The following is a 24,380-nucleotide window of genomic DNA, read 5'->3' as shown; positions in this document are numbered from 1 at the left end:
ACAATTGTTCACATTCGTATCTTTCCTTCAAATATTTATTAAGGCGCGCCGATGACCGAATTTGAAACCTGGCTGGAGAGCCAGACCGTCACCGTCTCCGACACCCTGATGAGCTGGTTGAACCGGGCCTGGCCATTGTCGTTATTTGTGCAGCAGCAGCTCAAAGCCCATCCTGATTGGCTGGACTGGCTACAGCAGCAACTTGGTCAGGCAACTTCCCCGGAACAGCAGTTACAACAGCTGCTGGCCGATGAAGATGATGAAAAAGCCGTTATGAAACTGTTACGGGGCTGGCGCAACCGTTACCAGATACTGATGATTCTCAAAGACTTCAACGGCGTATTGGACCCTGAAGCATTGACGGCGGAGCTGACTCATCTGGCCGAAACAGCCGTCAATGAGACGCTGCTCTGGATAGAAAAGCAATTTTTGGCAAAACACGGTACCCCGGCACTGTGTCCGTATTCAGGACAACCACAGAAACTGTGTGTGGTGGCCATGGGTAAGTTCGGCGCGATGGAGCTGAACCTGTCGTCGGATATCGATCTGATGTTTGCGTTTCCACGGGAAGGGGAGGCAAGTGGTGGTTTGAGTCATAGTGAGTATTTCATCAAACAAAGCCGAAAACTGGTGCAGCTGCTGGACACTCAAACCGCTGATGGTTTTGTTTATCGGGTCGATATTCGTCTGCGCCCCTGGGGGCAGAGCGGGCCAGTGGCTGCCAATTTCAACTTTATGCGTAATTACTACCGGGAACAGGGGCGGGACTGGGAACGTTATGCGTTAATCAAGGCCAGAGTTGTTGCGGGTAATGAACAGGCAAGTGTCGAGTTAATGCAAGTGTTCAATGAATTTGTTTATCGGCGTTATGTGGATTTTCAAGCGTTGACCGCACTGCGCAGCATGAAAGCCATGATCGCCACGGAAGTCCGCAAACAGGGTCGGGACAACAATATTAAACTCGGTGCCGGCGGTATTCGGGAAGTGGAATTTATCGTCCAGGCGGTTCAGATGATTCGTGGTGGTCAGGACTTGAACCTGCAGCAACCGAATATCTGGCGCATCTGTAACGTGATCAGTGACAATCAGTACCTGCCGGCAGAGGTGGTTGATGAACTGCGTCAGGACTATGTTCTGTTGCGTCGGGTGGAACATGCCCAGCAGGCCTGGCAGGACAAGCAGACCCAGTTGCTACCCGATGATGATAGTGGCTGGTTGCGACTGACTGCGGTGTTGGGATTGACGGGGATTGAAGCAACCAAGCTACTCATTCAGCAATGTCGACAGCGTATTTCCAATCATTTTGATCGATTCATTGCTGCTGACGAGGTGACTGAAGGGCAGGCCTATCAACCTTGGATTGAGGCCTGGCAACGACAGGATTTTAGTTTGGTGCCTGACAGCGAACTTCGGGCTGAGATTCAGACATACATCAACAGTGATCCGGTCGGCCGCATGCAGGCTGAAAGCCGTGAGCGACTGGACGCGCTGTTTCCGCTGTTGCTAAAGGAGCTGTCAGCGTTCAATCAGCCAATGGTGGTCTGGCAGCGGGTCCAGAAATTCCTCGATGCGATACTTCGGCGCAGTGTGTATATGTTGTTGCTGCGGGAGCATCCGCATGCTCTGAGACAATTGCTGAAACTCATGAGTCTGAGTAGTTGGGTGGCTGAAATACTGCGCGATAAACCTTATTTGTTGGATGAACTGACCGATCAGGAAGCATTGTATTCGCTGCCCAGCCTGCGGCAGCTGAATGATGAATTAAGGGCACATCTACTGCGTTGGCCGGAAGACGATTTGGAACAACAGATGGAAGTGCTGAGGCAGTTTCGTCACGGCCGTATATTGCGGGCGGCTGCCTGTGAACTGACTGATGCGCTGCCACTGATGAAAATCAGTGACTATCTGGCGCATACTGCTGAAGCGGTGGTCGGACAGAGTGTCTGGACCACCTGGCGGCAGTTGACCGCCAAGTATGGCAGACCAATGAAAACCCGGGAGGAGCCCTGCAATCCTGATTTTATTGTAGTGGGGTATGGCAAGCTCGGAGGTCTCGAACTCAATTACGAGTCTGACCTTGACCTGGTGTATATCCACAATGCTCATGGTCAATTGGAAACCGAAGGGCCAAAGGTCATTGAAAACAGTCTGTTTTTCATCCGCCTGGGACAAAAGCTGACCCATACCCTGAGTGCGCTGACAACATCCGGCACCTTGTATGAAGTGGATTTGCGGCTGCGGCCATCCGGTGGCAAAGGCCCGCTTGTCAGTAGCCTGACGGCGTTTGAAAAATACCAGTTGCAGGATGCCTGGACCTGGGAGCATCAGGCGCTTGTAAGAGCTCGCTGCATTGCCGGTGATGAGGAATTGAAAGCCGCGTTTGAGGCTGTTCGGCATAAGGTATTGTGTATGCCGCGGGATGCTGAAAAGCTGCGCACCGAAGTTGTTGAAATGCGCCAAAAGATGAGTGCTCATCTTAGTAGCCGGGCAAAAGGCAAAAACGATACCAAGGTGTTTCATCTCAAACAGGATCCAGGCGGTATTGTCGATATCGAATTTATGGTTCAGTACGGCGTACTGGCCCGTGCACAGTTGTTACCGGAATTAACCCGCTGGACTGATAATGTCCGCTTGATTGAAAGTCTTGAACAGGCCGGTTTTTTTACGACAGAACAGGCGAGACAGTTGCTGGATGCTTATCTGGCTTATCGGGCTCAGGGTCATTACTGCATGTTACAGCAAAAAAGTTCGTTGCTTGAAACGCCTGAGGATCTTGAACGTTTTCATGAACATCGGCTGGCAGTTCGCGAAATATGGACAAACGTAATGGAAGCAGGAGAGTCGCTGTCTGGCTGAATGAACCCTGCGGATGTTGAAAAAATGACGTTCTTTTTGATCCCTGCCGGTTGTCAGATATGGAGGTAAGTTTATACACTGCCCGGCTCGAATAACCAACGACTTGGCGCACTGAGGCGGCAGGTCTGACAGGAGAGATAACATGGTGATGCCGGCAATGGCCGATCGTGATGGCTACATATGGTTTGATGGCGATATGATCCCTTGGCGCGATGCCAAAGTACATTTGCTAACCAATACCCTGCACTATGGAATGGGGGTGTTTGAAGGTGTGCGGGCGTATCAGACTGAGCAGGGACCGGCTATTTTTCGATTGACGGAACATACCGACCGGCTGTTTCGCAGTGCCCATATTATGCGAATGCCGATGCCATTCAGTAAGGAGCAGATAAATGATGCTCAGAAAATGGTGATTCTGAAAAACGATCTGGCTCATGCTTACTTGAGACCGATGGTTTTTTACGGCGCAGAATCCATGGGCTTGCGCCCCGATCAGCTGCAGACGCATGTCATGGTTGCGGCGTGGGAATGGCCGGCTTATATGTCACCAGAGGCTCAGGAACTGGGCATCAAGGTCAAAACCTCTTCTTACAGTCGTCATCATGTGAACGTTTCAATGTGTAAGGCCAAAGCCAATGGTCACTATATCAACTCCATGTTAGCTCTGCAGGAAGCCCTGGATTGCGGTGCCGAAGAAGCTCTGCTGCTGGATACAGAAGGTTATGTGGCAGAGGGCAGTGGCGAGAACGTGTTCATTGTGCGCGATGGCATTATCTATACCCCTGATCTGACCTCTGCACTGGACGGCATTACCCGACATACCATCTTCAAGCTGGCTGAAGAATTCGACATAGAAGTTCGGGAAAAACGGATCACCCGCGATGAAGTGTACGTTGCCGATGAGGCATTTTTTACCGGTACCGCTGCGGAAGTAACGCCGATTCGTGAAGTGGACGGACGTATGATTGGGACTGGCAGACGTGGACCTGTGACAACGCAAATTCAGAGCCGTTACTTTGACCAGGTGAATGGGAAGCGTACCGTCAATACTGAATGGTTACATTACGTTAAATGATTGATCTCCTGATATCGGGGGGTAATTGAACGGGCTTCCGCTTGGGGAGCCATTATTTTTTGGAGTTGTTATGCTGATTCATACACCGGTATCGCTGGGTGAAGTCATCGATAAAATTACAATCCTGGAAATTAAACAGGACAACATTACGGATGCTGACAAGCTGAAAAACATCTCGGCCGAACTGTCGCAGTTGCAACAGGTCATTGATCAATGCATGAATGAACAGCAGCTCACCCAACTGCAATCTCCCAAACAACGGTTGAAGGAAATCAATCAGAGTCTTTGGAAGATTGAAGATGATATTCGTGACTGTGAGCGACAAAAGGATTTTGGGGAAAAATTTGTTGAACTGGCGCGCAGTGTGTATTTCACTAACGACAAGCGTGCGGCGGTGAAAAAAGAAATCAATCTGGCGTTTGGCTCCGAACTGGTTGAAGAAAAATCCTACCAAGCTTATTAAGTTGAAGGCCGTGCGTTATTCATGAAAATTCTGTTAGTGAAGCTCTCCTCCATGGGGGATATTTTTCACACCTATCCAGCAATCTCCGATCTCAAACAGATATATCCCGATGCCCGGGTAGACTGGCTGGTGGATCAACAGTTCGCTGAAATTGCCGGTTGGCACCCGGGAGTGGAACAAATTCATGCTGTTCCCCTTCGGGCTCTTAAGAAAAATGCCAGTGCTGAATTAAAGCAGCAATTGCGTGAGACCCTCAGGCGCCTCAGACAAGAGCGTTATGATTACATTATTGATGCCCAGGGACTGATGAAAAGTGCCTGGTTGAGCTACCGGCTCAATGGGGTTCGCTATGGTTATGACTGGTCATCAGCTCGGGAAAGTCTTGCATCATTGTGTTATCAGCACAAATTGTCGGTAGCCGTTGACCAGCATGCTGTGGATCGTATCCGCCAGTTATTTGCCCAGGTGTTGGGTTATCAGCAACAGTTGTTACATCTGCCTGAATCCGGGCTCGATCCGCAACAATGGTTACGCCCAACTGAAGCCCCAGCCCGATATGGGCTGGTGTTTCCGGGTACTACCTGGCTAACCAAACACTGGCGGGAGTCATACTGGCTGGAGTTTCTGGATCGACAGACGATTGATGATGCTGTCTATGTTGGTTGGGGCAGCCCACAGGAGCGGCTGTTGGCTGAACGGATCAGTCAACAACAGACGACGGCAAAAGTGTTTTCTGAACGCCTGAGTTTTGCCGAAATGGCGCGGTGGATTGCCCATGCCAGCTGGGTGGTGGGAGTGGATACTGGGTTTGTTCATCTGGCCTCAGCCATGCAGAAACCGGTCCTGGGGCTGTTTGGTCCTACGACACCGAAACACACCGGAGTTACCGGACATCGCAGTGATAATCTATGTAGTGAACTGCCTTGTTTCCCGTGTCGGAAAAAGATTTGCAAAATCGCGGATGATCCTGATTCGGTTGTGTGCATGGAGCAGATGAAGCCACAGACAGTACTCGACAAGGCAGAGTTGTTGTTTAAAAGTTGATCTGAAAGGTGGTTTGTTTTTTCAGTTCCCGGAAACCGCCGCGACTGTAAAAACGAATAGCCCGCTCACGGTTTTCATTGGTTCTGACGACCAGGCGCTCGTACCCCACTTCCTGGGCCCAGGCTTTGGCTGTCTGGATCAGTTTGCTGCCAATGCCGAGTGAGCGAAACCGCTCGTCCACCACCAGAGCGGAAATTTCCACATAACTTTGTGTTTGAATATGTCTGACAACGGTTAATTGCATGTAGCCGACCACTTCCATGTCTTTTTCCAGCACCAGCAGCTGATAAACATCGGGATGGTGAGACATGTAAGCAATGTGCTCGGCGCAGGTTTCAGGGGTGATGGAATAGTCCATTTGTTCTGACAGCCGGGAAATTGCTTCGGCATCGTGAGTTTGTGCTAAACGTATCGACAACTGCTTTTCCTCTAGAAAAATAAGTTCTGTCGTCCCATTATTGTTATTGTTTATGACAGTCCTTAGGTGTCATATGACTGCAGCACGATAATGAAATCGTATTCATGCAGTCTCCATTGATATCAATAGTTTACCCTAGTGGATTGTCTGAGTTGTCGCAACCGCCATTTCAGATCCCTTGCATAGGTGTTGGAATTTTATCCAGTATCTTGGATCTTTGTGGGTTAAAATCCGTTACCTTAAACCTGTTAAGTATATTGATCGATTATTCATGTCCATACATCGAAATTCTGACCTTGTTCATCAGCAGTCCTATCGAAATTTCACTCACCCGCGTTACTGGCCGACCTGGCTGATGCTGACCTGCCTATGGTTACTGACCCGTTTGCCGATGGGTATGCAGTTGCAGTTGGGCGCCGGTCTGGGGTGGTTGGCGTATCATCTCGTTAAAGGTCGCCGGCGGGTGACCGAAGTGAATATTCGGATGTGTTTTCCAGAGCTGTCTGCAGTAGAGCAGCAGCAGTTGGTCAAAAGCGTTTTTATTTCCTACGGCAAAGGGCTGATGGAAACCGCCATGTCCTGGTTTCTGAATCCTCAACGACTGGCAGATAAAACCACTTTTGAAGGCGAAGAGATTCTTGAAGAAGCCCAGCGCAATGGCCGTGGTGTAATATTAGCCGGCGGTCATTTTGCTATCCTTGACCTGGCTTCGGCGCTATTCAGTCTGCATAACACCGGGTTGGAAGTTGTTCAGCGCAGCCATGACAACCCACTGTTCAATCTGTTTATGACTCGGGCCCGTGAGCGTAACGGTCATCATTGTTTGTCCCGTAAGGATCTGCGGGGCATGATCCGGATGCTCAAAAAAGGAAAGTTTCTATGGTATGCACCAGATCAGGATTATGGTCGTCGTAACAGCGTATTCGTACCATTTTTCAATATTGCCACTGCGACGATAACCTCCACCACGCGGTTAGCACAGTTAAGTGGTGCTACAGTCGTGCCTTGTTTTGCTCATCGTGAAAACGGCGGTTATGTGTTGAAGTTTTACCCACCCTGGCCGGAAACTGATGATGATGAAGAAAACGCCCGGCTCTATAATCAGTTTCTGGAACAGCGGGTCAGGGAACATCCGGAGCAATATCTATGGTTGCATAAGCGCTTTAAAACGCGACCTGAAGGAGAACCGGGATTTTATCGGTAACTGACGCGAGATGATTATTGATTCAGCTGGCGTCAATACCGACTAAGCTATTAACCTGATAACAATAAATACTTGGTTAATCGTGTGTTCCATGGATGTGCCTTCCTGGGTCACCAGCCCAAGCCAGGTTAGTCGTATCCACGTAAATCACATGACATAAGGCATTGCCATGAATTCATTTGTCCCGCTTTCATTTCGACCCTTGCTGTACGTAGCGGATCAGAAGCAACAATATCAGTCACGGCCAGGAGCCTACGGTCTCATCTTTGATCCGCAACGAAAGGTATTGGTCGTTGAGGAAGATAGCGGATTTTTTCTTCCTGGTGGCGGTCAGGATCCTGGAGAAGATCTGACCGAGACCCTGATTCGTGAAATTCGTGAAGAATTAGGAGCCTCAGTAACCGAGTTCAATTATCTGTTGGCCGCAGATGACTGTCGTTATTCTCCGGTTTATCAGCGACATTTTCGCATTGAAGGGCACTATTTTCTGACCCGGTTGGAGAATATTCATAACCTGACTCCAGAACCTGGTGCACGACTGCACTGGGTCGAAGTGGAAGAAGCGATATCATGCTTAAACCGCTATAACGAGAAATGGCAATTAGGTCAGTTTCATGGGGAAATACAGATCTTTCCTGGTTATTCGACTAATGGCTATGTCTTTTGTCTGATGCATAATGGTCAGTATGATGATAAAAATCTGGTACGAGTGGCGCTGAATGAACATGGTTTTCAGATACTGGAGAAGAACGGTACCAGCACGGCAAATGTCGATCGTCTGGTGACATATGTTCATCAGTTATTTCTGAAATCCTGAAAAATCCTGCAAAGCGCTGGAGAACAAAAATAATAACAGGAAGCTCCGATGGATGATGTCTTATGGACGCCGGATGAACAATATCGGCGTCAGTCTAATATGCAGTTATTTTGTGATTATCTGTTTTCGCAGGGATATCCGCGTTTTGGTGATTATCCATCGTTGCATCAGTGGTCGATCGACTATTTGAATGATTTCTGGCTGCAATTCTGGCGTTTCAGTGATCTGAAAGCATTAACCGAACCCAAGGTTGGGTTTACCGGAGATCCAGGGAATGCTGAACAACGGGGGTGGTTTCCGGATATAAAGCTTAATTACGCTGAAAATCTGTTGCGCTTTGCGACTGCGAAACCGGATCGGGTTATCGCGGTTACTGTTAATGAACAAGGTGTCACCCGGGAAATTACCGGCGAATGTTTATATCAGCAGGTGGCTGCTGTTGCGTCGGCATTACGGACACTTGGGATAGCACCCGGAGATCGGGTGGCTGGATACCTGAACCATTCCCATGAAGCTCTGGTGGCTATGCTGGCGACCACCGCCATTGGTGCTGTCTGGTCGTCTGCCTCACCGGATTTTGGTGCTGCCGGTATCATCGATCGTTTTGGTCAGATCTCACCGAAAGTGGTGTTTGCCAACACCCGTTATCGTTATGGTGGTAAAGAGTATGATCGCAGACGGGAGATAAAAGAGCTGGTGGACGCATTGTCACCATCTTTGAGCTGTGTAATTCCAATTGAGTCTGGTGTTGCTGTTGATATCCAATGTCAGTCTTTATCGTGGAAACAGTTTATAGAACAGGGGGTGCAGGCAAATAAGGATGCCAAGATAGATTATTTTCATGGTCTTTTTGATCACCCTCTTTTTATCCTGTTTTCATCCGGAACCACCGGGAAGCCGAAATGCATTGTTCATGGTGCCGGTGGGACATTGCTCCAGCATGCCAAGGAACTGCAGCTGCATACCAATCTCACGATGGATTCTGTTTTCAGTTATTTCACCACCACCGGCTGGATGATGTGGAACTTTCAGGCATCTGCGCTGTTAACGGGGGCGAAACTCATCATATTTGATGGTCACCCAGGCTATCCTGATAGCACCCGTTTGTGGCGCTTGATAGAGCAATTTGACATCTCACATCTTGGTACCAGTGCAAAATATATTTCCAGTTGCAGGATTCAAAATATCCCTGTGGCGTCGTTGCGAATGACGTCTCTGCAAATGTTGCTATCAACGGGCTCACCATTACAGCCTGAGGATTTTGACTGGGTTTATCAGTACATGCCGCAAGTACATTTGGCATCAATCAGTGGTGGAACTGACATTGTTTCTTGTTTTGTGCTGGGTAACCCTTTTGTTCCAGTTCGTCGAGGCCGGATCCAGGGGCCCGGACTGGCCATGAATTTGCGAGCATATGATGATCACGGAAACGCAGTGATTGGGCAAAAAGGGGAATTGGTCTGTTTGAACCCGGTTCCATCCATGCCAGTCTGTTTCTGGAATGATAAACATCATAACCGTTATCGAGAGTGCTATTTTAACCGTTATCCGGGAGTTTGGGTGCACGGTGATTATATTGAATTTGATCAGGATGGCAGTGCGATTATTTATGGACGTAGCGATACCACTCTGAATCCTGGTGGCGTTCGAATTGGTACGGCAGAGATTTATCGGCAGGTAGAGACTATTACCGGTGTTCTGGACAGTCTGGTGGTGGGTATGCCGGAGGCCGGAGATATAGTGATTGTCTTAATGGTGAAGTTAACTGCAGAGACGGTTTTTACGGTGGAGTTGGTCGAAAATATAAAAAGTATTATCCGGCGCAGCGCCAGCCCAAGGCATGTACCAAAATATGTGTTTCAGGTTTCGGATATTCCCTATACCCGCAGTGGAAAAAAAGTTGAACTGGCGGCTTTGAATGCATTGACGGGGCGTTCGATTGAAAACCAATCAGCTCTGGCTAATCCTGAGATATTGGATGAAATTGCCCAGCTATTCCCATCTGTACCAAAAAAATAGTGAGTTTGATGACAGGGATTTCAAAGTGGGAAATTATTAACATGATAATAAAAAATATTTCGTTTTTGGAAACTACTTAACATTCGGGATAACATTTTTTCACCAAATTGAGTGGCAATGATACGGCCTTGTTCTATCATTCCAAATAGTAGCAGTTGAGAAATGATGAAAAAGTGTCTGGCAGGAAGCATTAAGATGACTAACAGTTCGGCGTTGGATGTACTGGCTTTTATCAAAGAGAATCCGTCCTATCATGCGGTTCCGGGATTATTTATCAGCGAATCCAAGGGGACTTCATATCAGATGTGGGCAGCTGTGAATGGTGAGGACGTTTTTATCCCACGCTGGGATGAGATTCTGACCTTTGTTCCAGATGGTCGGTGGGCCCCGATTTCCGGTTCAGTAAAAGGTCTGGCCAGGGTACGCGACTCAAGAATGGCCGTTATTATTTAGCAGTGTAGTGATTCGATATAACTAAGCCCATGTTTTGGGATGGTTTTCCGCCATCCCTTTTTTTGTGCAGCATAGCCGTAGAAGACGATCTTAAAGGCAAAATAAGATACCATCCCCGTATTATTCCCATCGATTCATATTTGAAGACAAAATCATATCATGTTGCGCCGGCTATACACCTTTCTGCTTTCCCTTGCTCTGCCTCTTATTTTTATTCGTCTTTGGTTAAAGTCAAGATCATCTCCAGGGTATGGAAAAGGATGGTCTGAACGACTTGGGAAATGCGTGGTGCCTGAACATCGGAATGTGATCTGGTTTCACGCTGTTTCGCTTGGTGAAAGCGTTGCCGCTACCCCTTTGATTGAACGATGTCTGCAAGAACTTACATCATTTGAATTTTTGATCACAAACACAACGGCCACCGGAGCTGAATATATTCAAAAGCATTTTGGTGATAGAGTTTATCGTCAGTACTTGCCTTATGATCATTCATGGGTTGTTCGCCGATTTCTACAGAAACTTAATCCGAAAATATTGATTATCATGGAAACTGAGATGTGGCCAAATCTGCTGCATGAGTGTGTTAAAAAGAATATTTCTGTTCTGCTGGCGAATGGAAGGATGAACCCGAAATCTGCGGGTCGATATTTAAAAGTACCGGCTCTGACTGAGCCGATGTTTGCTGCTATTCAAAAAGTGGCCGTTCAGACCGAAAGTGATTACCTGCAGTTTGTACGCCTTGGTTTTGCCTCAGAACAGCTTATTCTGTGTGGTAATTTAAAATTTGATCAGTCGTTTGATAAAGACAAAATCAATGTTGGAAAACAATGGCAGCTGCAGTGGCAGCGTCCTGTCTGGATTGCAGCGTCGACGCACCAGGGAGAGGAGGACCTGGCTCTGGAAGTGCACAAACGATTACTGCAGAGTTATCCGAATCTTTTACTGATTCTGGTACCCAGGCATCCAGAACGGTTTGATATGGTGGCTGACAAGGTTGAGTCCCATGGTCTGGTCTTTGTGCGTCACAGCCAGGAACAGATACCACAGCCGGATACCCAGGTTTTTTTGGGTGACACATTAGGTCGCTTGATCAGCTACTATCAGGCCAGCGACATTTGTTTAGTGGGTGGTAGTCTGGTACCCGTTGGTGGGCATAACCCGTTAGAACCGGCTGCCTTGGGGAAACCTGTGCTCGTGGGGCCAGAAACGTTCAAGTGTGAAGATATTTGCAAGCAATTGAGTGATGCCGGTGGGTTGGTGAGGGTAAGGAGTGATTCGCTGTTTCAGGAGGTGGACTTGCTGCTGCAATCCCCGTCACGCAGAGAACAGCTGGCAGATGCTGGCAGACAAGTGGTCGATCGTAGCAGGGGGGCTGTTATCCGGCAGTTTGATATTATTCAAGAGATGCTGCGATAACACAGCATCTCTTTATACTGGCCAAGCCGATTACTCTGACACCAGCATATTATTCAGTGAAACCAAGTCATCTTCAGTAATGATACCCGCGGCCTGCTTCAGCTTCAGGATATCCAGCAGATAGTCATACTGGGCAGTCTGAAAACTCAGCTTGCTGGAAAAAAGGGTGCTTTGTGCTGACAATACTTCAACGATATTACGGGTGCCTACATCATAGCCTACCTGGGTTGCATCCAGAGCTTTGCTGCTCGATTCCACCGCTTTTTTCTTGGCTGCCACGTTTGCAATATCTGCGGTCAACTTACGATGCGCTTGTCTGACTGCCAACTCAACATTACGTTTGGTAAATTCCAGATTCTGCAATGCAGTATTGTACTTGAGGCCGGCCTCCATAATTTCTGCACTGGTTTGTCCACCAGTGTAGATTGGAATAGCCAGAGAAATACCCACTTCCGTGACACCGCCGTCTTCGGCTCTCAGAAGGGGGTTTTCTTTCATATAGTCAGAATATGTATAAGACACCGAACCGCCAAGAGTCGGTAGGCGGTTTGCCTTACTGGCACTATAATTTTTCTCAACGTACTTGGTGGTTTGGGTGACAGAGCGGACATCCGGGTGGGTTTTTAATGCCACGCTGACCCATTCGTTGACACCACTGTTTTCAACGGCAGGCAGAGAAACTTCTTTCGGTAGTACCTTCAATTTGTCTGGTATTTGACCAGTCAAAACCGCAAAATTCTGCAGTGCCGTGTCATAAGCCGCTTCTGCTTCAATCAGGGAAACCTGAGTGGCGTCGTATGAAGCCTGTGCATCCAGTACGTCAGTAATGGCTGCTAAACCAACCTCATATTGTTGCTCTGTTTGCTCCAGTTGCCGTTTGACGGCTTCCAGTTGACTATTGACCGATTCAACCGTGTCTTTGGCTGTCAAAACTGAGAAATAGTTCTCAGCTACACTGACCATCATTGTCTGCTGAGTGGAAAGGGTTTTGTATTTGGTTGCAGTGACATTTTCTTTGAAGGCATCATACAACTTGATCGCATAGAGGTTGAAGATAGCCTGGGTCAGCTCAACTTTGTACTTCATGACCCCTTCGTCAAAACGGACATCTGCATCATTGTCGCCAGTGGCGGAAGATGCACCATAAGTGACGGTACCTGCAACGTTGGGCATGAGTCGGGCCAGTCCCTGTTTTGCCTGGGATTGTGCGATTTTTTCGTCATTTGTATTGATGATCAGGGATGGATAAGACTCGACGGCTTGATTGTATAAGCTGATGAGATCTGACTCGGCATAGCTCATGGATGCAGTGCCTGCCAACAAAAGTGCTAAGATCTTTCTCATGTGGAATTCCATAGTTGGTTTACTTAATGCCTCAGGATTATAAAAAAGGCAGTATTTTTTAATTTTGGTTTACCCGACTTTTACAGCTTAATTGGGTTAAACACACCGCTTTAAAGTGTATGTGGGACAGGATGTGCGTTTGTGTATCTAATCACTGTCGGGTTTGCCGAATGTGTTGCCAGCACTTGGACGTGTTTTGCCAATCTAACGTATGAATGAGCAAATAAAAACTCATTTATATATTTGTTTTTTCTAATATAAAGTATGCATGATGGAGGTTATTTTTGGAATTCAAAATTATTAATCGGGAACGGGTATTTGATGGATTTTATAAGTTGGATCGTTTTCGGGTCCAACATGAGCTGTTTAATGGTGGCATGGGCGCAGAAATTGTGCGTGAAGTAATGGTGCGGCCAGATGCCGTCTGTGTATTGCTGTTTGATCCGACACTCGATCAGTTGGTATTTGTGGAGCAGTTCAGAGTGGCAGCCAGTTTTCACGGCAATCCCTGGCTGCTGGAGCTGGTGGCCGGACTGATTGATAAAGACGAAACACCGGAGCAGGTAGGGCGGCGTGAAGCCATGGAGGAAGCCGGGCTTTCTCTGGGACGTATGGAGAAAATCTGCGACTATCTGCCGTCTCCTGGCGGTTCAAATGAAAAAGTCTTTCTCTATGCCGCTGAAGTGGACAGTGCCAATGCTGGCGGCATATATGGGCTAGAAGAGGAAGGGGAGGATATTAAAGTTCACGTTTTAACAACAGCCGAGGCCTTTTCTGCCCTGGAAAACGGAAAAATCAATAACGCAGCCGGTATTATGGCTTTGCAATGGTTACAATTGCACAAAACACGTTTGCAATCACTCTGGAGTCATTGAATCTTGTCCTCATTCCGTATCCCGAAAAAGAAATATGTTCCGGACCTGGCGCATGATGGGGCCACGTGTGAGGGGAACTATGCCAAATTGCAGAAGATTTTTCCTGAGATGGAGGAGAATCAGCAGTTGGAACTCGACCTGCATGACGGTAGACAGAGATATGCCAGAATACGATTAAAGGTTCGAGAGTGCTTTTCGTACACCGCAACCGTACAGATGGAAATCAGTTCGGTCATGCCTATGAGCAAAAGTATTTTGATCCGGGTGTATCAGGATGCCAGGATGGCGGAAGTTGTAAAAGGCGAAAGCGGGCGCCAGCACAACGGAGTCTATCCGTATCCCAATGAGCAAATGTATCAGGTGGATGAGAAAGCCCAATTGAATCGTTTTGTCTCAGAATGTTTGAGCCAATGTCTGAGCGATGGTCATATTGTAGAGTCTGCTGTTCTGGATAGACTTTTTTCACAAATGTGATTAAAACTTCTAAATACAATAACTATCCTGGTTTTTTTCCTGTTGTGAGTCTATGACTATAAAAATAAGTATGTAAAAATGGCTTTAGGATAAACGGATACTGTATGTTTTGAGTCAGAAAATTCCTTTTCAGCTTATTCAAATTACCGATCCTCATCTTCACGCAGGCGAAGAGGGTACCTTATTAGGATTACAGACACAGAAAAGTCTTGATCTGGTACTCGATAAAATTCGGGAAGAGCAGCCGGTTATTGATGCACTTATAGCAACAGGTGATATCGCACAGGATAGTTCCCTGCAGGCTTATCAGCGCTTTAAAACCATATTGGAAGGTTTTGGAGTGACCATCCGCTGGTGCCCGGGTAATCATGATAATAAAAACACCATGAACCGGGTGGCCGAAAAATCTGAACTGATTGAAAAAATTATCGTGACAGATTTTTGGGTAATTTTATTATTGGATTCCAGTGTTCCACACAAAGTATATGGTCGTTTTGATCATGACCAGTTTGAACTCGTTGATCAGGTGGCTGGTAAGTACCCTGATAAACATATTTTGGTTGCCTTCCATCACCATCCTTTGCCAATGGGAAGTCATTGGATTGATCATCAGCAAATAAAAAATGGCAGTGAGCTGTTAGCAATCGTTCGTAAGTACCCCAATATTAAAGCGCTATTGTGGGGGCACGTACATCAGGAGCGGGATGAGGTGATTGATGGACTGCGATTTATTTCCACACCATCCACCTGTGTTCAGTTTGAGCCTCATTCTAAAGACTTCTCAATTGATAAAACCGGACCCGGTTACCGCTGGCTGACATTGTATGACGATGGCTCGATAGAAACCGGTGTATCCAGAGTGCAAAATGTGGAATTTGAAATAGATTACAGCGTCAAAGGCTATTGAGCACTACTGAAAACCCTCACTAAATACCAGGGCAGGATTGTTTTCTGAAGAAAAAACTCGTTTTTCTACATGGATTCCTGAGTTCCCCCGACTCTGAAAAGGCGCAGATTTTACGTCATAATCTGCAGTTGTTTCCCCAGGCCCTTGGCTTTGAAGCTCCACAGATTCCGCTGGATCTGGAGCGTGCTCAGGTTATGCTGGCTGATCTGGTGGTGCAGAGTCGTCGGAACCATGTTGAGCCGGTGTTTATCGGCAGTTCCCTGGGAGGTTTTTTTGCCTGGCAACTAGCGGCAGAGTTTGCTGTCAAAGCGGTACTGGTAAACCCTGCAGTACAACCGGATATCTCCTTACAACAATACCCTGACACTGTTCAAAATCCCTATACCGGTGAAACACTCCATATAAATCAAAACGTTACCGAAACTCTGAAAAAATGGCGGGAGACTCGACGGATACCAAACAAACAGATTATGCTTGTGCTGCAGACAGGTGATGAGGTGTTGGATTACCGCGATGCACTTAACCGGTTCCCGGTTTCTCAGGCACTTATTCAGCCCCGTGGAAGTCATCGCTTTGAACAGTTTGAAACCACACTTCCCGCCATCAGTCATTTTTTAAATTTAAATAAATAGACATTCCATGACGAATCAAAACTACAACGCTGAATCCATTGAAGTCCTGAGCGGTCTTGACCCGGTCCGTAAGCGCCCCGGGATGTATACCGACACCACCCGCCCCAATCACCTGGCCCAGGAAGTGATTGATAATTCGGTGGATGAGGCTCTGGCCGGTCATGCTGACCACATTGCGGTTATCTTATTTTCCGATGGGTCGTTATCCGTTGAAGATAATGGACGCGGCATGCCTGTCGATATTCATCCGGAGGAAAAAGTTTCCGGTGTCGAACTCATCATGACCCGGTTGCATGCTGGTGGAAAATTCTCAGGTAAAAACTATCAGTTCAGCGGGGGGTTGCACGGCGTGGGGGTTTCCGTCGTCAATGCGCTGTCCAAAGTACTCGAAGTGACCATTAAACGTGATGGTAAAGTATACCGCATGGGGTTCAAAAACGGTGACAAGGCCGTTGAGCTTGAGGAAATCGGTACCTGTGGCAAAAAAACGACCGGTACCCTGATTCGGTTCATGCCTGATCCGAAGTACTTCGATTCTGATAAATTCCTGGTTTCCCGATTGCGCCATATTCTGCGCGCCAAGGCGGTGTTGTGTCCGGGTTTGAGAGTCACGTTCGAGAATCAGGAAAAACAGGAAAACGATGAGTGGTTCTATGAAGATGGCCTGCGTGACTATCTCAAGTTGAACACCCAACTCTATGAAACGATACCTGAAGAGCCTTTTCATGGCTCCTTCTCCTCTGAGGAAGAAGGTGTGGATTGGGCGGTGCAGTGGTTACCCGAAGGCGGGGAACTGTTACAGGAAAGCTATGTCAACCTGATTCCCACTGCCCAGGGTGGAACTCACGTAAATGGCTTTCGAACCGGCCTGCTGGAATCCATGCGTGAATATTGTGAATTCCGCAACCTGCTGCCCAGAGGCATTAAATTATCACCGGAAGATATCTGGGACCGTTGTTCTTATGTGTTGTCTGCCAAAATGCGAGACCCACAGTTTGCCGGGCAAACAAAAGAGCGTCTGTCTTCCCGGCAGTCATCCGTATTCATATCCGGAGTGGTCAAAGATGCGTTTGCGCTGTGGTTGAACCAGCATACCGATGTCGGCGACCTGCTTGCCGAAATGGCGGTGAATAATGCTCAAAAACGTATGCGGGCCGCCAAAAAAGTTGTTCGTAAAAAGGTTACCAGCGGCCCGGCATTGCCCGGTAAACTAGCTGATTGTGCCGGTGCGGATGCAATGGCCGGAGAGTTGTTTCTGGTGGAAGGGGATTCCGCCGGCGGATCAGCCAAACAGGCACGTGACCGTCAATTTCAAGCTATTCTGCCGTTGCGTGGAAAAATCCTGAACACCTGGGAAGTGGACTCCAATGAAATTCTCGCTTCGCAGGAAGTTCATGACATTGCGGTCGCGCTGGGAGTCGATGCAGACTCCAATGACCTCGAAGGCCTGCGTTACGGTAAAGTATGCATCCTGGCCGATGCCGATTCCGATGGACTGCATATTTCCACACTTCTATGTGCACTGTTTGTTCGGCATTTTCGCGCCCTGGTCGAAGCCGGTCATGTATATGTTGCCATGCCGCCATTATATCGTGTTGATGTGGGCAAAGAAGTAGCCTATGCACTCGATGAGAGTGAGCTTAATGGCATTCTGGATCGCATAAAAGCCGAGAAAAAGAAAGCCAAACCTCAGGTAACCCGATTCAAAGGACTGGGTGAAATGAATCCTTTGCAGCTGCGTGAAACCACCATGGCCCCGGATACCCGCAGACTGGTAAGACTGACCATCGAAGATGATAAACAAACGTTTGAAATGATGGATATGCTACTGGCCAAAAAACGCAGTGGCGACCGCAAAAGCTGGCTCGAAGAAAAAGGTAATATGGCGGAGGTTTAGAAACCCATTACCCTCCAAAGCTTAAATTTTTTGTTTAATACGAACACGCAGGCACCATTCGGTGCCTGTAGCTCCCTTCTCTGGTGAATTTTTTTCCTTATTTTTTATGTGTCGTTATTGCCTTTCTGAATAATTCGGGCAAACTGGTGTCCGGTGCTATTGGTTATGCAGATAATAACAATAAAGTTTTCTGAGATAACCTGTCAGCAGTGTGTGATATCACTACAAAACTACTGATATAAAACGCTGAAAATCCGTGAGATATGTCACAATCGGTGATCTTGGAGATTCTTATATTTGCTTAATGTTGCATGTTCTGAATCATCAGTGTGGGGGTGGCATCTGTCCTATACCGGTTGTCATGATGATATCTTGACTGATATTTACGATTGCATTTCATAAGCGTAGTAGGTTGGCAGGTGTATATGGCCGATAATACATGTCCTAAGTTATGGCAACTTTTTATAAGTGGTTCTTGTTTGAGGATCCTCAGAGTTATGTCGTCGAGGAAGTCAGAACAAAGTGAAAATCTGTAAAAGCAGACATTTATTCACCATAAATGATGGATTTGAGCAGATTTATAATACGGTATTGGCGACACCGTAAGTTATTCAGTGGCACCTTAAGCAATATATGGGTGATGGATATGCAGGAGACTGGTTCGGTTATGACCCTGCATTGGTAAACCATCATTGACTTATCAATCACCAACGGAACATTAACAATGTCAAGAATTGTGAAGGCAATCGTACTGTTTTCCGGTATGTGTATAAGTGTGTTGGGTCTTGCGGACGACCAGCAGTTCAATATTTATCAAATTCAAACCAATTCCGTGCAAGAAATTGAGAATAATATTCTGGTCATTACGTTAGTGGCCAGGCATCAGTCAGATGAGGCAAAGGATGCCAGTAAGGAAGTTAATCAGGATATGAATTGGGCGTTGTCACAGGTTAAGGATCGGTCAGCCCTTAAGGTGTCGACGCTTAATTACACTACTCAGCCTGTATATCGGAATGACCGGATCATTGCCTGGGCAGTCAGTCAGCAGTTGCGACTGGAAAGCAGTGAGATTGAAAAGTTGGCGGAATTGAGTGGTCGGCTGCAACAGAAACTCAATATCAGTAACATGCAGTTCAAAGTCAGTGATGACCTGCAAAAGAAAGTTTCTGATAGTTTGATCAAGGACGCATTAGGCTCTTTTAAAGATAAAGCTGACCTTCTGGTCAAGGAAATGGGTGCGAATGACTATCGGATTGTGAATGTAAGCATCAATGAAGGTGGTCAGATGTTGCCTTTCCAAGCGAAGTTCAGATCTGAAATAGGCAACTCTTTTTCTGCAGCGGGTCCTGCCATTGAAGCTGGTGAGTCAAGTTTGTCCGTTAATTTGCACGGGTCTGTACAGCTGCTATTTTAATAAAGCTACTTGCCGGACGGACCATCCGGTCCGTCTCAGAGTGTCTGATATTCATTTGTTCTCTTCTTTTTTATTTTTCTTCTATATCCCTAAAAACGTTTTCATGCTGTCATAGATGTGTCATTTGCTGTTTTCTACTTAAACGTTTCAGAATTTCATTTGTTGACATGACATATTTTCGCCGCAAAATGAGCTAATTCCTCCATTTTTTGCATCGCGAGAGTTACGTACATGGAAATTATAAAAACCCTTGGAGAGTTCATAATTGACCGGCAGGCAGAATATCCAGGTGCTACCGGTGAGCTTTCTGCTTTATTTGCGTCGATACGCTTTGCGTCTAAAGTTGTGCATCGTGAAATCAATAAGGCGGGATTGGCAGATATTACCGGGGCGGCCGGGGAGGAAAATGTTCAGGGTGAACAGCAGCAAAAGCTCGATGTTTACGCAAACGAAAAATTTAAAACCGCTCTGGCGGCCAGAGGTGTCGTATGTGGACTGGCATCGGAGGAAGAAGAGGATTTCGTCCGCTTTGAAGAGGGTAAGAATATCGATGGAAAATATGTGGTATTGATCGATCCTCTGGATGGGTCGTCGAATATTGACGTCAACGTATCGGTCGGTACCATTTTTTCAATTTACCGACGGATCTCCCCGGTGGGGACGCCGGTGACCGAAGCCGACTTTCTGCAGAAAGGTGTCAATCAAATAGCCGCCGGTTATATTATTTATGGTTCATCGACAATGATGGTCTACTCCGCTGGTAAGGATGTTAATGGATTCACCTACGACCCCACACTGGGTGTGTTTTGTCTATCGCATCCAAACATGAAGTTTCCTCATAATGGTTCGATGTATTCCATCAATGAAGGTAATTACATTCATTTTCCTGATGGTGTTAAAAAATACATTAAATATTGTCAGGAGGAGGATGAGGCTACGAAGCGACCGTACACATCTCGCTATATCGGTTCTTTGGTATCTGATTTTCACCGTAATCTGATAAAAGGTGGCATTTATCTATACCCAACTTCAAGCCGTTATCCCAGTGGAAAATTACGGCTGTTGTATGAATGTAACCCAATGGCATTTCTCGCTGAAGCCGCAGGAGGGAGAGCTATTTCTGGCCCTGGGCAGAGAATCTTGGAGATTGATCCGGTTGAATTGCATCAGCGTACGCCATTTTTTGTCGGATCACCGGCAATGATTGAGACTATCGAAAAGTTCATGAGCGAATTCAGCTGAAATAGTTTCGTTGCCATGCTTGTGATTGAAGGCAGTGTGAACAACGCTGCCTTTTCTGTTTAAAAATACTCACGATGAAGTTTTTCTATTTTCCCCGTCTCGCTTTTTTGAAATCCTGTTCATCCAGCGCTATGAAATGGGCTGCTTTGAGAAATGAGCTTTGAGTTCGATATTCTAAGAGTAAAAGATCTGACCGTCCCACGGTGCTTATGTGTTGCCTGATCCGCTTTGACGATGATTCAGGTTAATGATGTGCTGTTGTTTGTGTTTAAACAACAAGTTCGCAGTTTGAGTCATATCCATCGGTTTGTTCAGTAAATAACCCTGGAAGTAGTCACATCCCAGTTCCTGAAGGCGAACCACTTTCTCATGATTATCCACACCTTCGGCAATCACTTTCAGTTTGAGCGAATGCGCCAGCGCAATCACGACTTTGACGATTGATTCGTCATCCTGATTGAACAAAATGTCACTCATAAAGGAGCGATCTATTTTTATATAGTCAATCGGATAGCGTTTTAAATAAGTCAGTGATGAATATCCGGTGCCAAAATCGTCAAGTGCGATCTGAATTCCGAGGTCCTTGAGATCAGACAACAACTTGAGGGTGCTGGAGGATTCTTCCAGCAGGATAGACTCGGTAATCTCCACTACCAATGCGTCACCGGGTAGTCCTGATTCGTTTAATACCTGTTTAAAAGATTTCGCCAGATGCCGGTCATATAATTGCCGGGGAGACAGATTTATCGATATGTGAGCGGTTGGGTCCAATAATCCATCTGACTGCCATTGTAGGTAAGCGCTCACAACCTGCTGTAACAGCCAGTGACTGATAGGAATAATTAACCGCGTTTCCTCCAGTTGGGCAATGAACGAGGTGGGGCTGATTAACCCACGAGTTGGATGGCGCCAGCGCAACAGTGCCTCTGATCCAACATAACGGCCACTGTTCACGTCGGCCTGTAACTGGTAATAGACCTCCATTTCCCCACGATCCAATGCATTGTGCAGGCTGTTACGGATAATGGTTCGGTCTTTGGAAGCCCGTTCCAGTTCCGGTGAATAAAACTGGTAATTATTTCTACCTTCTGATTTGGCCCGATAAAGTGCGATGTCCGCTTGTTTGATCAGCGTTTTGCTACCGGTGTTTACGTTGTTGAAAGCGAACGTAATGCCGATACTGGTGGTGATAAATAGTTCATGTTCTTGAATCAGACAAGGTTGTGCCAGATGTGACATGATTTTTTCTGACATTTCAGAGGCAAGGCAAGAGTGTTCGATCCCTTCCATCAGGATCATAAATTCATCGCCCCCAACTCTGGCAATGGTGTGATCAGCATGCACACATTGTTGTAATCGGTGCGTCACCTCTGTTAGCAATTCATCCCCTACATCATGGCCAAAGCTGTCGTTGATGTTTTTAAATTCATCCAGATCCAGGTAAAGAAGAATAATACCTTTTTCCTGCAATGACTGATTGAGAGCGTTTTCCAGGCGGTCCTGAAACAATGTCCGGTTGGGAAGCCCGGTCAATGGATCAAGTTCGGCCATGTCCCGCAGTTTCCGTTCAGCATGATGGCGATAGGTATTATCGGTGATGGTGGCAATAACCCCCACTGGCTCTTTATTCATGCCAAAAAAAGCTCTGGCATTCAGTTCAACCCAGATGGTGTCGCCTCGTGGAATATTAAAACGACACTCTATGGAAAACTCTTTTTTCTGGGTAATGGACTGTTGCAGTGCCGTCATGGTGTTTTTCAAGTCACCCGGGTGAATGAGATTGATCCATTGATGGCCATGTAGCTTCTCTTCCGTCAATCCACAAATATCACACCAGTGATGATTAACATAGGTGCATGCCCAGTTTCGATTGATCTGTAGAATACCGACAGGCGCGAGATTGGAAACCGCTTCAAAGCGTTGGGCTTCCTGCTCGGACTGTTGACGCAAGGAGCGTAGTTCGCTGTTGTTCTGGATGAACAACAAATAATGTATCTGTCCGTTCCGTTCGTAGGGGGTTATGGTGATATCTACCATTAATTCCGCGCCGACGGCATTGATCGCCTGGCAGTAGATCTGTTGATTGAGTGGACTGAAAGTATAAATACGATGTTCGTTTGGAAATCGCTCAGGCAGAAAGGAGGTGATTTCCCGATCGATGGCAAACTGTTCAGTCACTCCAAACAGGCTTTCTGCAGCAGGGTTGAAACTGGTGATCTTATGGTTTTTATTGATTTCGATGGTGGCCAATGGGCAGTCATATTGGGTTTTCTGTAATGCGACACCTGTTTCTTCATCTTTACTTGGCAGTTGAACAGCTTTTTTCTGCTTTTTACGGATACCATTAAAAATAGATACGGTGGTAATGAGTAGTGGCCAGAACCGCTTTGCCATATCGATGGAATAGCCATTGTTACTGTTGCCAAGACAGACAATGCCTATGCTTTGTTGGCTGTCGATAAGGGGCAGGGCAATCATATTTTCAAGCGGATGCCATCCAAGTCTGTCATATGGTAGCTGTGATAGTGACGGACGCTGAAAAACCTCTGGTATATTGCTGTTGCTGATTGCATTCAGGCGGTTAAAAATTCGGGTGTTTGGCTCAAGCAATATGTCATGTTGAATGGCAATATCACGGTTTTTGTCATAACTGCAGGAGATTTTTAACAGGGTGATCTGATCTTCTGTTTTTGTTATCAGAATAACAAAAGAAAGCCTGGATTGGGTAATGTGTGCAAGATCTTTGAGTACTTGGTTAAATAATGCAGGTGCACTTTTTTTTCCTTCGTAGTGGTGAAGTTTGTCTATGGCTTCCCTGAGCTGCTGATCCTGTCTTCTACTTAAGTTCAACGGAGCACCTGATTTATAAAATGAGTTTTCTTTGAATATGTCTTGTAATTATTAGGCTATATAGTATTCAAAATTAAACGTCATACTAAACACGATAAGGTTTTTCTCAAAATAGTAAATAGTTATTTTGCTGTGAGAACTGTTGAAAACGATTTTTATAAAAAAAAGTATGCGAGTATTTGTGTGATTCATACTTAAGAACGACTTTTTAACAGCGTATTCATCTGGTCTGGAAGTCTTTTGGGGCAGAGAAGTAAAGGCCTGGGGTGAACGAATGTGGCGGGTCACTATAGTTTGGTATGTTAAAAAGCCCTGGCAAAATATTGTTTCTGATTTGCTGGCTGATCGACCATAATCTTAATTCGATTGTCGATTACTCCCTGTTTAATATTTCCGGCGATGCGCTAATCTGTATGGCAACGGGATGAGTGTGATCAAAACGTCATCAACTCACGGGAAAGCATGATTTTTGACGGCGTGTCTTTTAAAGTGTTATCAAAGCCTTAATAACATAAATGCCGGATGTGACGATGACAGAGAGTTTGAAAAACAAAACACCGCAACAATTAAGTATTGATGAATTTCCCGCGCGCAGCCGGGAGAATGTCCGATTTAGTGACGTGGATTGCCTCGGGCATGTTAACAATACTGTATTTGCGAGTTTTCTGGAAACTGGCCGCGTGAATATTTTCTGGAATCAGGAAGGACAGTTTGAACTGGCCAATTCAATGTTTGTGGTGGCGCATCTCAGTCTTGATTTCATTGCTGAGATTACCTGGCCGGGAGAGGTTGAAATTGGCACTGGGATTGTGCGCCTTGGTCGTAGTTCAATCACCATGTATCAGGCGATTTTTCAGCAGCAACAGTGTGTTGCCACTGCTGAGACGGTTGTTGTTGCCATGGATCCGGAAACTCGCAAGTCCACCCCGTTGGATGAAAAAAACCGTCATTATTTCAATCGCTTTATTTTGTCTTGAGTG

20 protein-coding genes are annotated in these 24,380 nt (G+C 46.5%); 17 read left to right on the top strand and 3 right to left on the bottom strand.

What is annotated here, in order from left to right:
• Positions 1–51: 51 nt before the first annotated feature.
• From glnE to waaC, 4 genes are all read left to right on the top strand, one after another.
• The gene (gene glnE, locus ACQY6I_RS12575) at positions 52–2,856 is read left to right on the top strand and encodes a bifunctional [glutamate--ammonia ligase]-adenylyl-L-tyrosine phosphorylase/[glutamate--ammonia-ligase] adenylyltransferase (protein ID WP_428241833.1); all 2,805 of its coding nucleotides are present in this window, start codon (positions 52–54) and stop codon (positions 2,854–2,856) included.
• A gap of 142 nt (positions 2,857–2,998) precedes the next feature.
• Positions 2,999–3,931, top strand: coding sequence for a branched-chain amino acid transaminase (locus ACQY6I_RS12570; protein WP_428241832.1), 933 nt, complete (start codon positions 2,999–3,001; stop codon positions 3,929–3,931).
• 70 nt (positions 3,932–4,001) lie between these two features.
• Positions 4,002–4,394 (top strand): DUF6165 family protein, encoded by a 393-nt coding sequence (locus ACQY6I_RS12565; protein ID WP_428241831.1) that lies wholly within the window; start codon positions 4,002–4,004, stop codon positions 4,392–4,394.
• 21 nt (positions 4,395–4,415) lie between these two features.
• Positions 4,416–5,438: a lipopolysaccharide heptosyltransferase I gene (gene waaC / locus ACQY6I_RS12560; RefSeq protein WP_428241830.1), complete on the top strand. Its 1,023-nt coding sequence runs from the start codon at positions 4,416–4,418 to the stop codon at positions 5,436–5,438.
• Here the strand turns inward: waaC and ACQY6I_RS12555 are convergent.
• Entirely contained in the window at positions 5,428–5,856 is a 429-nt protein-coding gene (locus tag ACQY6I_RS12555) for a GNAT family N-acetyltransferase (RefSeq protein ID WP_428241829.1), read from the bottom strand. The two genes, waaC and ACQY6I_RS12555, sit on opposite strands and share 11 nt — an antisense overlap.
• A gap of 271 nt (positions 5,857–6,127) precedes the next feature.
• On the opposite strand from ACQY6I_RS12555, the gene lpxL reads away from it, so the two are divergent.
• From lpxL to waaA, 5 genes are all read left to right on the top strand, one after another.
• Positions 6,128–7,060, top strand: coding sequence for an LpxL/LpxP family Kdo(2)-lipid IV(A) lauroyl/palmitoleoyl acyltransferase (gene lpxL / locus ACQY6I_RS12550; protein ID WP_428241828.1), 933 nt, complete (start codon positions 6,128–6,130; stop codon positions 7,058–7,060).
• 169 nt (positions 7,061–7,229) lie between these two features.
• Positions 7,230–7,877 (top strand): NUDIX domain-containing protein, encoded by a 648-nt coding sequence (locus ACQY6I_RS12545; protein ID WP_428241827.1) that lies wholly within the window; start codon positions 7,230–7,232, stop codon positions 7,875–7,877.
• 48 nt (positions 7,878–7,925) lie between these two features.
• Positions 7,926–9,896, top strand: coding sequence for an acetoacetate--CoA ligase (locus ACQY6I_RS12540; protein WP_428241826.1), 1,971 nt, complete (start codon positions 7,926–7,928; stop codon positions 9,894–9,896).
• Between the two features lie 195 nt (positions 9,897–10,091).
• Complete coding sequence (locus ACQY6I_RS12535; protein WP_428241825.1) at positions 10,092–10,349, top strand: hypothetical protein; 258 nt, start codon at positions 10,092–10,094, stop codon at positions 10,347–10,349.
• Positions 10,350–10,508: 159 nt separating this feature from the next.
• On the top strand, positions 10,509–11,765 hold the full coding sequence (gene waaA / locus ACQY6I_RS12530) for a lipid IV(A) 3-deoxy-D-manno-octulosonic acid transferase (protein ID WP_428241824.1): 1,257 nt from the start codon (positions 10,509–10,511) through the stop codon (positions 11,763–11,765).
• Between the two features lie 30 nt (positions 11,766–11,795).
• Here waaA and ACQY6I_RS12525 read toward each other — a convergent pair whose 3' ends face one another.
• Entirely contained in the window at positions 11,796–13,109 is a 1,314-nt protein-coding gene (locus ACQY6I_RS12525) for a TolC family outer membrane protein (RefSeq protein ID WP_428241823.1), read from the bottom strand.
• Positions 13,110–13,393: 284 nt separating this feature from the next.
• On the opposite strand from ACQY6I_RS12525, the gene ACQY6I_RS12520 reads away from it, so the two are divergent.
• The 7 genes from ACQY6I_RS12520 to fbp all read left to right on the top strand — a co-directional run bounded on the left by ACQY6I_RS12520 (position 13,394) and on the right by fbp (position 20,550).
• Positions 13,394–13,984, top strand: coding sequence for an NUDIX domain-containing protein (locus tag ACQY6I_RS12520; RefSeq protein ID WP_428241822.1), 591 nt, complete (start codon positions 13,394–13,396; stop codon positions 13,982–13,984).
• Positions 13,985–13,987: 3 nt separating this feature from the next.
• The gene (locus ACQY6I_RS12515; protein ID WP_428241821.1) at positions 13,988–14,458 is read left to right on the top strand and encodes a DUF1249 domain-containing protein; all 471 of its coding nucleotides are present in this window, start codon (positions 13,988–13,990) and stop codon (positions 14,456–14,458) included.
• A 109-nt stretch (positions 14,459–14,567) separates the two neighbouring features.
• Positions 14,568–15,365: a 3',5'-cyclic-AMP phosphodiesterase gene (gene cpdA / locus ACQY6I_RS12510; protein WP_428241820.1), complete on the top strand. Its 798-nt coding sequence runs from the start codon at positions 14,568–14,570 to the stop codon at positions 15,363–15,365.
• 23 nt (positions 15,366–15,388) lie between these two features.
• Entirely contained in the window at positions 15,389–15,997 is a 609-nt protein-coding gene (locus tag ACQY6I_RS12505; RefSeq protein ID WP_428241949.1) for a YqiA/YcfP family alpha/beta fold hydrolase, read from the top strand.
• A gap of 7 nt (positions 15,998–16,004) precedes the next feature.
• A complete protein-coding gene (parE, locus tag ACQY6I_RS12500) occupies positions 16,005–17,894 on the top strand; it encodes a DNA topoisomerase IV subunit B (protein WP_428241819.1) in 1,890 nt (629 codons plus the stop codon).
• Between the two features lie 724 nt (positions 17,895–18,618).
• Positions 18,619–19,308: an SIMPL domain-containing protein gene (locus ACQY6I_RS12495; RefSeq protein ID WP_428241818.1), complete on the top strand. Its 690-nt coding sequence runs from the start codon at positions 18,619–18,621 to the stop codon at positions 19,306–19,308.
• A gap of 231 nt (positions 19,309–19,539) precedes the next feature.
• Positions 19,540–20,550 carry a class 1 fructose-bisphosphatase gene (gene fbp / locus ACQY6I_RS12490; protein ID WP_428241817.1) on the top strand — a complete coding sequence of 337 codons (1,011 nt, stop codon included), beginning with the start codon at positions 19,540–19,542 and terminating at the stop codon, positions 20,548–20,550.
• Positions 20,551–20,757: 207 nt separating this feature from the next.
• On the opposite strand, the gene ACQY6I_RS12485 is transcribed toward fbp, so the two are convergent.
• Entirely contained in the window at positions 20,758–23,400 is a 2,643-nt protein-coding gene (locus tag ACQY6I_RS12485; RefSeq protein WP_428241816.1) for an EAL domain-containing protein, read from the bottom strand.
• A 530-nt stretch (positions 23,401–23,930) separates the two neighbouring features.
• On the opposite strand from ACQY6I_RS12485, the gene ACQY6I_RS12480 reads away from it, so the two are divergent.
• Positions 23,931–24,377 (top strand): acyl-CoA thioesterase, encoded by a 447-nt coding sequence (locus ACQY6I_RS12480; RefSeq protein WP_428241815.1) that lies wholly within the window; start codon positions 23,931–23,933, stop codon positions 24,375–24,377.
• The last annotated feature ends 3 nt before the right edge of the window (positions 24,378–24,380 follow it).

It is taken from the genome of Gynuella sp., assembly GCF_050297175.1.
GTDB lineage: Bacteria > Pseudomonadota > Gammaproteobacteria > Pseudomonadales > Natronospirillaceae > Gynuella.
The sequence above is the reverse complement of the archived record's forward strand: the minus strand, read 5'-3'. Positions and strand labels throughout refer to the sequence as shown.